The organism is Halomonas maura (genome assembly GCF_030409305.1).
Lineage (GTDB): Bacteria > Pseudomonadota > Gammaproteobacteria > Pseudomonadales > Halomonadaceae > Halomonas > Halomonas maura.
On record NZ_JAUFPQ010000012.1, the window covers coordinates 127,098 to 138,748 of the forward strand.

Below are 11,651 nucleotides of genomic sequence, written 5' to 3' on the forward strand. Positions count from 1 at the left end.
ATGATTGGATGAACGTGCCAGCAGCATTTTCCGACATGTCAGCTTTGGGTCGTCAGCTTCTGTAGCCACCCCATCAGCATAGGTTAACACTCCCCATTCGGCCAATAACAGACTTTGCTGATGCTTCTGAGTTATCGCTCCAAGCCAATCACGAAACGTCCCGACAGCGTTCGCTCTATGATTTACTCTGCTTCATTCATATGGGGGTCAGGGATCATGATCGGCCACGACTTTCCAGATACAAGATCGGGATGACGAGGCTCGGCTTCGGGCAATCCGTATTCATCCCTGATCAAGTCAATTTGATTCAGACAGCGAGCAGCGACTTCCGACCCGCTACCATCTGTGGCCATCGCGAGTAGCTTCCGGCGAAGTTCGGCAACAGGGACCGGCACGACGTTGTACGCGCCTTCCCAACTTTCGGACGGTACGTGTTCGGTGATGACTCTTTCCATGGTTCGCCAGCCGATAAAGGAACGCTTGTGATCGTTCTCAAATCTGACCAGCAAGAGCAGCCCCTCTTCGTCGGGGGTTTCAGCGACGACGCGGGCAAGCGTCGCAATTCCGGGCGAGGTCGGCCCGTCCTTCAACAGGCCGTACACATGAGCCCGCAAATCGGGGTGAGCATCAAGCAGGCTCCCGAGCTCCCTTGCCAGGTGCCAATTATCCAGTGACTTGTCTTCAAAGGCGCCCTGGGCGGTCAGATCGAGGATACGACGCGCTGAAGACCTTGTCCCAAGCCGGAAGGCGGTCGCTCGCCATCGGTGGCTCGCATAGAAGCGCGCATCTTCTTCGGCCAGCTTGAACAAGACATCTTCAGCTTGTTCCAAAGGTGAATCGGCGAAGGCCCCTACCATTTCCTCCAAGAAGCGAGGTTCACGTTGCGCAGGGGGCATGCCGTGAACGACGGCCAAAGCCTCTGCGGGGCGGTTCACGAACGGCAAGAGGCGCAACCACGCTTTGAGCTCATAGCCCTCACTTTGCGTCATTATCCAAGTCTCAGTCTTGGCCGCCTCGAAGGTCTCGGCAATGCCATCGGTCACAGCCTTCGTGTCGATATCCTCGCCAGAAAGTACAAGGCTGAGGAGTAGATCGGCGCGTGCTCGCCTCGACGCGATGGTGATGAGCTTACGGATGGTGCTATCGCACCTTCCGTGCGGCAGCTGCGAGGCGACGATGCCAAGTTCGACGGCGAGTTTCTTCTGCTCGTCCGTGACGCCTTCCACGATCAGCGGTTCGATCGCGGAGAATATCACTTCCGCTTCCGCCGAAGTCTCGTCAGGATTGATAGCGCGAGCCGTGCGTTTCTCCTTCACACCCGAGAAGTCAATGCCACCGAGAATGTGCTTTTCTGTCGGTGGTTCGTTCACGGTTCTCCATTGATCGGTAAGCACCCGTGCGGCGAGCGCACCAAAATGCTCGTCCGTTAGATACTCTTGCATTATTGCGGCTGTTTCCGACGCTTTGATCGCCAGGAAGGCGCGCTGATATTCATGAGTCAATGGCCAACGAGCCTCGTTCACGGCCTTGCACGGCCGCCATCTGGCGGCCTCGGCCTCTTTCCGGAAAGCTCTGTAGCGCTCAAGATTGTCGTCAAGCAGCCGCTTCAAAAGGGGTAACAGCTTCACCGACGGGACGCGGCTCGCAAGCGTAGCGATATGGGCCTTCTGCCAGCGCTTCGCGTCGCCCGAAGCGAGCAGGCGGTTGCCCCAGTCTTCGACTAGGCTCTGAATAGCCCGAACCGAATCCGCGTCGAAGGACCTGCCGCGATCGGTCGCGCCGTCGGGATGGCGTGAGAGCAGATCCGCCAAGCGCACTATCCCTCCGTTGTCCGCCTGCGTCGAGCTCGCAAGTACCGCGGCAACGAGGCTTGGACCCGGCACATGTGCGATGCGGGTTTCCATCCCTCTGTAAGTTTCACCTGCTGCGCGATCGTATTTGTCGCCTACTCGCAGACGCGATCCAACGTCGAGCAACGCGTCAACCAAGCGGCCGACGGCCTCCGGCCCAAGCACTGAGGCGGCAGCTACCGCGCGATCGTCATGGCAGGTGGGATTAGCCAGCGCCAGTTGAAGCAGCGCTTCATCTTCCAGAGTGAACCCGGCGGACGCCAGAATATCGTCCGCGCCATAGAACAGTGAGCGGCCCGCGCGTACGCGCGCCAGGAGGCCGTCCACGACCGCACACGGATAACGGCTGCGCGCTTCATAGATGAGTTGTACCCTGGCGTCTTGCCTCTGTTCGATTTCCATCGTGCTGATGATGTTGGACAGCTCGGCGCTGTGGTCCTCAGTGCTCCGCGAGTACACAATCACACGCAACCGATCAGCGGCCGACGTTTTTTCCACCTCCTGCCGCTCTTGCGCCGCCACGAGTCCTTTTCTGACCAATTCGTCCGTCACCTCATCGACGAGGCCCTTGCTCGCGATCAGGTCGAAAGTTTTGTCGCCCGCCTCTCGCAACACATCGGCAACATGGCGGTCCGCGCGCCGGAATGCTAGCGCATCGACAACTGAGGCCTGCACCTCAGGGTCAGGGTCGTTCATAGCAATCGCAGTCGCAAGATCGAGGCCATCCATGCCGCTGTGCGAGGCTATCTCGCTCAGTACGATAATTCGCGCATTCGGAGACAAGGACCTGATCTTCTTCTTGGCGTCTTTTCCAAGGATCGACGGTCTGAACCGTCGGCAATTGCGCAGTGCGTTGAGGCTGATCTGCTTGTTTTCGTCGGTAATGAGCGGCCAGACCGCATCGAGGAATTCGGGTCGGCCCGACGTCAGCATGAAGCGGAAAGCGCGATCCACTTTTCCGGGCGCGTGCCAGCGCGCCACGAGTCCTTGAATGGTCGCAGCAATCTGCGTCCACACTTCTTCAGTGGAACGGAAGATCATCTCGGCGGCGAGGATGGGATCCACCTCGAACGCGGCGTTGATCGCCCTGCCACACGCGGTACGCTGGTGCATGTCGCCGCGTGTCAGACGCTCGACAGCAAAGAGGATGGCTTCCTCCCATGCGGGGAGGTTGAACACCTCCGCCTTCAGTGTCTCACGCGCTTTAGGATCGTCGATCTCGGTGATGATCCGGCGCTCGGCCGAATGAGAGGCGTACCATTCCTGAAACTGCTGGTGCTGGAACGAGTAGCCGGGCGTGTCGCCCATACGCGTCAGCACGTGGTTGCTGACGAGCACATCGAGCACCGCGTCGGGCTGTGGCTTGATCGTGATCTGCCCGTTATCGGCCAGAAGAGTTTCCGTCATGAAGATCGATCGCCGCGCATTACTCTCGGCGATGGCCGTGTTTGCCGTCTGCGTGGCGAAGACGGCGAGACCGTCGAGATAGTCCTGCTGTAAGTCTTGCACAGTGGCGCACAGCGCTTCCGCGCGGCTCGCGTCCTTCTCGTGCGCAGACACGAAGTGCCCCAACACCTCCTCCTTGGTCGTCGGGAACGGGGCGTGTTCAGGGAGCAATAGTAGCGATGTCAGATAGAGGGGAGTCGTCACAAGCTCGCGCACGCCCGCCGTGCGCCAAGCCTGATCCAAAACCTTCGCACCTGCGTCGCTGCGCATGGCGACAGCGATCTGCATTTGCTGCTCTTCGTTGAGCGGCAGGAGATCGACGCGTGTTCCTCCGAAAGGAATGTCGAGGACTTGCCTACGCGTCGACACGACGAGGCCGAGTTCCGGTAACTCCGCCTTGAGCCTGGAGACCTGCACGCGCGCACGGGCCCGCGATTGCGTGTCCAGCTCGTTCCAGCCGTCGAGTAGCAGCACGATTCCGTGCTGGACGGCAGCCTTGCGAAAGTCATCTTCCGAGATTCCACGGAACGCCTGACGCTTGAGGACCGACTCCAGAACCGTCGCACCTTCCGTCGCCCAATCGCCGAGTGGCACGACGATGGGCATGTCCTTGCTGCTGGCCAGCATGCCTTCGGCGATCTGGAAGAGTGTCGTGGTCTTGCCCATGCCGGGCCCGGCAACGAGGATCAGATCATCCAGCGACGTGACCGCCCTCGCGAGCGCGTTTGTCGTCACTGGGTCATCAAACCCATCTACTTCCAACGTGAGAGCAACTGACGTGGATGGCCATTTCACGGTCTGTTGGAAGACCTTGAGATCTGCTTCTGCGGCGGTCCGAATACGTGCCGCCAACTGGGTGTCTCCGGCAACCGCTGGCCCACGCGGCACTTCGTTACGCAGCACGCGACGCCATGACTCGATTTCCGCCTGTCTCTTCCATTCGCGGAGCTGCCCGATAGTGAATTCCGGATCGGTGGAGTCGATCGCCTTGCCGTGATCGCGGCACATCCAGATGCCGTTCCTCGCGGAAGAGCGCTCCTCTGGTGACATAGTCTCATCGTAGCGTGGGCCGCCGGGCGCAGCCGCACAGATGTGGGCCGCCGTGCCGATGTTGATTTCGCCTTCGCCGTCCGACGTTGCACCGACCGTCGGCGTGCGACACGTTGGAAACGAGCACAGCCAGCCAGCCCGCTTCGCGATCTGTAGCCTGGTCCTCTCAGTGAAATCGTCTCTATTCTTGCGTTTCGCCATTATGTATGTACGGTTACACGGATTCGCTGTAACTAACCGGAATTTAACAAGCTAACGGATCGTGCTGTATAGGATCAAGTTGCCGGTGCGGACTCAATATCGAAACCTAACTTTTCAACAAGTCGAGTGCCAAGTTTGGGTCATCAACTGCCCCAGCACCCCCATCAGCATAGACTAAAGTTCCTCACTCGGCCAGAAGCGGACTTTCGGTGAGTCCTCATGTAACGCCAATATTCAGCGGCGGCCTTTGCGTAGCGAAGCGGAGAAAAGGCCGTCCGGTGGAGTCCCGTTATGGCCGGAACGAACTGCAATGACTTGTTATGTTTTTTCATAGGGTTTGGTCACTTCTTGCTGGGCTACCTTTTGGAAAACAGATACTTTTTCCCGGGCAGACGCAACCATTCTGTCAACCAACTCTAATTCCTGATTATTTTTGTTCAGGAAAATGAATGCCTGAACGTCAGAGACCATGTTGAATGCTGCCACTCGTATGGGATCACTTGAAATTATCTGGACTTCATTAAATGCACGGAGATAGTCGCCGTAGGAATCAGAACCGGGAGCGCAAGTACTATAAAGATGCTGCTGAATCAGCTCTTGTGACTTGGCCAACAGATCAACGTATTTTGTTTTCTTCTCTTCCTGCAGCCTATAAAAATTCGCCTTCGCTTCCTTTCGATCTTCATGTTGTTGGCTTTTTATGAGCGTAAAAAAGGTGGCTCCGCCTGAAATCAAAGCTCCAAGGCCGATTTTAACCGCCGTATCAATAACTTGTAACCATGTTAATTCCATCGCGGCATCCGATGCTTTAGAGAAACAGAACGCCTTGAATAAGCCGCCAATTTGAAGCGACAGCGGAAAATTGGTCGGCTCGATTCATTGGTTATGCTGTGCAGCCCTCTGAGAATCTCTCGACCCATTCTTGTCCCTCGTAAAGTTCCTCGAATATTTCTTCAATTCCGACGTCTTTAAGAAGACTTTTATCGTTTTGGAAAATAGAGACTTCTGTCCCATCACCAAGATATACGCGGGGCAGTGACAACTCTTCAACCTTAAGCCCTCGAGCAGTCATGGGTATTTTGAAAAAGTTATCAAGGCCAACTCTAGACAGCAATCGAATTGCATTTAGCCTGCTGTCTTTTAAATTGTTAGCTATCCCTTCAATTTCTTTGCTTGCCTCTTCGCTAAGCAAGTCTAACGAAAGGTTCAATTTTTCTAGCGCCTCACCAACGCCAGCAATCATTTTTCCCGGGCTTTCCGCTGTATTACTCGGTAGAGCACTGCACATTAGAAAGTACAATATTCCAAGATTTAGATTCTGTATACCTGTCCTCACCCTGCTTTCAAACTCACTTCCCTTGGGAAGGTCTACTACCTGATGTATGTCTGACGACAGTACTTTTTCAACTAGTGACTCGGGAAAGTTCAATACTAGGCGCGTAATAATTGAGCATATTTGGGACGCTACAAAAACATCCTTGCACTGCAAATGGTTAGCAACTACATGCACGCAAACGGAGTATTCCGTAATATTCTGATTGTAAATGAAGTCAAGTGATTCGCGCTGGTAAATTCCGCTTTCAACCAGCTTTTCTTCTTCACTTAGCCCATTAATTAATGATGTTATTATTAACATTTCATTGGACATGGCCGAAGCTTCAAGAATCGAAACCGTTGAAACAGGAGATCGTGCTATTAAATCACCATGGGCATTTAGAAACTGAGAAAATAGAATAGGATCTTTTGATAGCTTTCCATCTAGACCAAATTTTTTCCCCATAGTGATTCTTGACTGCCATGGTCTATCCGGTCCTTTTGCCCTATCAATCACTGTGTAGTAGTCAGGCAGGCGTAATGACCTTGCATGTTCTAAAAAGCTCTTTGCCTTGTAAAACTCTTCCTCTTTGCCGCCCATTCTATTGTTGGAGCAATATGCCTCGTTCATTTTATTTAAATGGTTCATGCCCCAAACCGTGGAGGTTGAATCAATGAAATGCGTAAACTCATGAACGGCAAGCGGTATTACCTTGCATAGAACAGCGTAATCTTTAGCTTCTATAGCTCCCAAGAACTGGTCAAACCTAGAGCTATCGATGCTATCCAAACACACCATACATGTAAAAAAGTCGAAAGAGCCCAGCGTGTCCGACTCCAGTAATCTTTTATAAGATCTAAAATTGCTTCTAAGTCTCTCGAAACTCATCGATCCCTCAACTGGGCATAACGCGGAGCGCACCGGTGACCTTTACAGAGCGAAGCGGCGTAAAGGGCATCAATGTGACGCGAATTGTTAACCATGTTGCGATGTAATCTGAAATTCCAGATGCTTGACGGCACCATGATCTACGAGCTGCGGTCGGACCTCAAAGGTAAAGACCTTATTACGAGAAATAACTTCTAGCTCGCAGTTAGAAAATATTGATCCGCTCGCCTTTACCTGGGATATGAAACCCTCTATCACCCTTTCATCATCAATGGTGATAGATACGAGATCTTCCTCGTGTAAGTAGCTTTCATCCTGGCGCTGATTTTCATCCACTGGTTTTACGGCGAACCTCAACACTACGGCACCATCGACTACAGCTGACTCAAATTTCTCAGCGCCGATGCTGTGACCGGTATTCTCGTGCTGAAAATAGACGCTAGAGTTACCTTTCCGAAGGCTTCGCAACACACGAGGCTCCTTTAATCTGGTTAACGCCTGCGATAAACGGCGCGAGGTACGAGCGTCCGGCGACCGCAGGGAGCGAATTTAATTGCGTTGTTCAATCTGCTTTCTTCCCACCACCATCAGTAGGCGGAGGTATTTCTCTCGCCTCTTGATAGATTTCTGAAACCTCTTTCAACACACGCTCAACGCAGAGTCGGCCACCCAGCCAGTGTCCGTTTTCATCAATGATGGTTGAGGTGGCGTCAGCGGTAATACCTGGCTTTGGCGCGCCATCACGAACGAACTTTTCAGGATGATTTCCGCCACCTGCAAGATACCCGTCATTTCCATGTGAATGTTCTATCATGTCACGCAGTTCCTTGCCTTCCGATAGCAGATGCTTTGCTCTGCTGTATGGGGGCTGAATAGCGGGAAAGAGATGCTTCGCTCTTTTAAGCAGACGGAGTAAGTTACCAGTAACAACTATAAAATGATATGCGTCTAGCGTTTGTTGGTCAGAGAGCTTTTGGTGTTCGTCTTTGTGCTGCTCTATAGCTTCAAAACCGCCTGAGAACATTTTGTCAAACGCCGCTTTTGAAGCGTTGCTCGACGAAAAATATACCTCTGCATCCCTCAGACAAGCCTGAAGCCAGAAAAGAAGTTGTTGATGATCAAACCAAGTAGCGTCATCTGGAGTCGGATTAGGAGTCTTCTTTCCCACGCTTAAACCACCTCCTAGCCTGCGGAGCGATTGAACAGGTATTAGACGGAACGCTCTGATATTTAATGAACGCGCCGACACGTTCAACAATATTATACTGCACGCTGTACTCTCCACAACCTACTGAAAAACATTTCATCGTGCCGGCTATCTAACACCGATGAACGTGCTGGCGGCCTTTGCCAACATGGCCGCTTTGGGTCGTCAACTGCCACACAAGCTTTATCAGCATAGCCTAAATTCAGATTCAGGCCAAAATAGTCAATCATCATATTTACAGATACAACATCACCTTTCATCATAAAACCAGCTAGTAAATCACGATACTCAATCATCATTTAGGCTACATTCTTTCCATTGCTTATAGAGTCAACCAGGTCCTGTATAGTTGGAGGGTGCTTTGGTCGAGTTTGTCCTACCACACCCGCTCGATGGCTTTTACCGATACTCCAAAAGCCAGAAAGCCCCCCTATAATGAAAAACAACGACAAACCAAATGTAAAAGGAGCTAAAACCAGACCGATCAAAATCATCAAACAGCCATCTTTCGCCTGCTCATTCTCTTCTTCCCATTCTTTTAACTTCTCTTCGCTGGGAGCGGCATATAGCTCATCATCAAGACCTAATATGTCGTTGGCGAACAACTCGGATTGACCTCGGCCACAAAGGGGCTTCGTCGGATCTCTACTGTATTTTCCAAATGCACGATATTTGTCAAAATGATCAAGCAATGTTTGCTCGACATCCCAAGCATCATGGCGAAATGTAAAGACAAGCTGGCGGTCAATCAAATTTTCGTCGCCACTATTCCCATATGCCATTCGCTCAACTAAGCTCGACTTACTCGTAAACCCCAATTTGTAGAAAGGTCCATCAGAGGTTTTAAGTCTTACATAATAGACGTAACCGGCAGGATCTTTAGGCCTTCTATACCATCGAGAAATTTTTTTGAACATCGGCAATCCTGCGTCTTATATGCAACCAAACAATGCCATTAATCACCCCCTCTTCATATAAGTTACTGCAGCCATACAACACCTCTAGTTTGGCATCTTGTGTTAAATGTCGGCTATGGGTCGATATCTGCCTGTCGCGATGTACATCTCTTTTCTACAACTCGATACAGCCAATGGTGCGTATGGTGGGTCAAATGCAGACCTTTAATCGCTCAAAATGTCTGCGTTCCTACGAAAACCGTTGCCCTGACAAGCGTGGGGCGCAATTTTCGATCAGGCACGCTACCGCCGAGAGTGGCCGATCACCAGCCCTCCTTCCTGGCGGTGCAGGCCGCCAGCGTGGCTCCATCGGAATAACATTAGTATCCGATTGGAAACATACGCTTACACTCAGCTTACTAAAGAATGCTTCGGTATGCGTAGTCGGATCCTGGGAAAAAAGTCGTAGAGGGTTGGCACCTTTGGCTGACCCGCTGCTAAGGGCTTGAAATGCTGGTCGCCGTTGATGCGCGGGCGCATCGAGAGATCTGGTAGCAGATCTGCTTGTGGGCGTGGCTCTGATCGCTGAGGTGGCGGTGTTGGGGTAGGGCGTGCCAGGGGTGATGGTGTATTCCGAAGCAAGGCGGCCTCGAGCCTGGGTGGCGAAGGCCTGGCAGGGGATGCCCAGCTGGGCGACAGGAATCACCTTACGCTTTGTCTGAAAACTGCCTGCGCTCGCCCATCCGGCGTTAAAAATCGGATCAAAGTACTCATGTACACCGCGTAAACTCCGTCTTTTCTCCGATTTTTGCCTTGTTTGGCCATCGCTCGTCGACTTTTCAGACAAAGCTTAGAGGTCCAGATCACAGAGGCATCCTCATGGTTACCGGGTGTTCCTGGAACTGGAGACGCATGTCAGTCCCTAAACTGAATGTCTCCTGAGTACCGACTTTTCATACAAAACCTAGTGGGAAAAGGGGGGAGCGGTGCTGACAGTCCCCCTGGTCTGGCCCTGGCATCGACACCTTCCTCACATGTAACCCGGCGTCCGGGCGTGTCAGCGGCCTGATGACGCAGTCCCGCCGGCGGCGATGCTCCCTTGCCCACCCCGCAGGACAGGGCAAGGAGGATCGGCGAATGTCGTCGGTCGCGTGCGTGAGACGGGCGTCGATGAGACTTGCCTGACCGTGCTGCCTGTCGTCGCTGGTCGAGACGCCAGGGGGATGGCGAGCCAGGGGGGGCGGACCGGTCAGCCCCGGATCACCACCCGGGAACCGATGTCGATCCAGCCCTTGATCTGGTCGATTTCCTCATTGGTCACGGCGATACAGCCATGTGTCCAGTCGCGACGCTTATGGATCCACTCATCGGAACTGCCGAGGCCATGGAGACCAATATGGCCTCCCAGGCGCGTGTTCGGGGGAGACATGCCATGCTTCGATCGGTAGGAGCGGTAATACCGGTACTCGGCATCGCTCAGCAGTCCCGTCGCCCGTGCGTCCCAGGCGGCACCCGGCGTGGGGTAGTCGAACTCCATGAAGGTGCGGAACTTGCTGTGAGGGTTGATGCGCTGGATGGTGAACTGGCCGACGGGTGTCTGCCGGCTGCCCTGTACGCGCACCCGCCGATAGCCTTGTGAGCCATAGGCCACGTACGGGATCGTCGCCAAGCGGCGTGCTCCCCGCAACAACACCAGCTGCCGGCTGACCAGGTCGATATGCAGCCAGGCATCCTCGGGCCCCACCTGATCGGGGATCACGAAGGCCTCGACGTTGTTCATCCATGATGACCGCTGGATGTCCGCCTCGCCTCCCGCGTGGGGCGAGGTACTGGCGGTCGCCAACGGAGCGATGGCCAGCAGCAGCCCCGAGAGGGTGATGGCCAGCCCCCTGCGCAGGCCAGCGGCATTCTTGCGTTGAGAAGTGTGTGTGTTCAGCACGCTTGGCACTCCCTGGTATCCCGGTTGTGTTGTTTCCGATCGGCCTCGAATGCGTCGCGATGAGCCCCGAGGCGACGTCCCTTGCGGTGGAGGCATTCGAGGCGGTGGTCAGGCATGTCTCATGCATGCTTCGTTGTCATCTAGCGCCAAAGGGCGGATTCGATACGCCATCCGGCTTAGCCGCCTCTCATAATGTTAATATTTGTAACGTTAGGTTTCTTTTGTTACATGGTCAAGTGCCGTGTGAGCGATGTCGCTCGCTGCTCGCGAGATGTTCGCCACGGGATTCGGTGGGCGCTACCCGGAGCGCCCGGCGCGGTGCTCCAGCGAGCCGTGAAGATCGGCCGTCGTCGATGGAGTCGCGCGGCAGGGCCATGAGGCGGTGGGAAGGCCGGGTCGGCGGCGGCTGGCCTTGAGGCGGACGGGGCGGGCCTGCCGGGCGCGATCCCGGGTGCCTGCGACGGCAGGACGCGCCGGTCGGCGCGCCGCTGATTGGCTTCGAGGAGGGGCGCCCGATGGGCCCGCTGTCGGCGAGGCGCTCGAGCGCGAAGGCCCTGGCGGATCGGCGGTACGAAGGCGGGAATCGCCAAGCCTGCCATGACGCCGGCAACAGCGTCTAAGCTGGCATGTCAGGCGGTTGTTAACGGGAGGCGTACATGTTCTACATCGAGCGGGTGGACGACGTCATCGTCCTGACTTGTCCGGTATGTCGGGAACAGGAGCGGGTGGCGGGCGAGGGGCATCATCTCGAGGAGTTGCTCGGCGGGGTGGGCATCGAGGCGGCTCGCGGCCGGCGCTACCACTGCACGATCTGTGACTTCCGCGGGCCGGCCGACTGCGAACGGTCGGCGGGATGACC

The 11,651-nt window shown here is 54.6% G+C and carries 7 protein-coding genes; 1 reads left to right on the forward strand and 6 read right to left on the reverse strand.

All coding sequences use genetic code 11. The features are described from left to right. Positions 1–182 precede the first annotated feature (182 nt). From QWY76_RS06050 to QWY76_RS06075, 6 genes are all read right to left on the reverse strand, one after another. Entirely contained in the window at positions 183–4,547 is a 4,365-nt protein-coding gene (locus QWY76_RS06050; RefSeq protein ID WP_290310210.1) for an NACHT domain-containing protein, read from the reverse strand. A 318-nt stretch (positions 4,548–4,865) separates the two neighbouring features. Next, positions 4,866–5,339 carry a peptidase M14 gene (locus tag QWY76_RS06055; RefSeq protein ID WP_290310211.1) on the reverse strand — a complete coding sequence of 158 codons (474 nt, stop codon included), beginning with the start codon at positions 5,337–5,339 and terminating at the stop codon, positions 4,866–4,868. A 91-nt stretch (positions 5,340–5,430) separates the two neighbouring features. Next, positions 5,431–6,750 (reverse strand): hypothetical protein, encoded by a 1,320-nt coding sequence (locus QWY76_RS06060; RefSeq protein WP_290310212.1) that lies wholly within the window; start codon positions 6,748–6,750, stop codon positions 5,431–5,433. Positions 6,751–7,312: 562 nt separating this feature from the next. Then, positions 7,313–7,918: a hypothetical protein gene (locus QWY76_RS06065; RefSeq protein ID WP_290310213.1), complete on the reverse strand. Its 606-nt coding sequence runs from the start codon at positions 7,916–7,918 to the stop codon at positions 7,313–7,315. A 338-nt stretch (positions 7,919–8,256) separates the two neighbouring features. Beyond that, entirely contained in the window at positions 8,257–8,874 is a 618-nt protein-coding gene (locus QWY76_RS06070) for a hypothetical protein (RefSeq protein WP_290310214.1), read from the reverse strand. 1,228 nt (positions 8,875–10,102) lie between these two features. Continuing rightward, entirely contained in the window at positions 10,103–10,801 is a 699-nt protein-coding gene (locus QWY76_RS06075) for a L,D-transpeptidase (RefSeq protein WP_290310215.1), read from the reverse strand. A gap of 647 nt (positions 10,802–11,448) precedes the next feature. Between QWY76_RS06075 and QWY76_RS06080 the strand changes: the two genes are divergently transcribed. Then, positions 11,449–11,649 (forward strand): hypothetical protein, encoded by a 201-nt coding sequence (locus tag QWY76_RS06080; RefSeq protein ID WP_290310216.1) that lies wholly within the window; start codon positions 11,449–11,451, stop codon positions 11,647–11,649. Positions 11,650–11,651 lie beyond the last annotated feature (2 nt).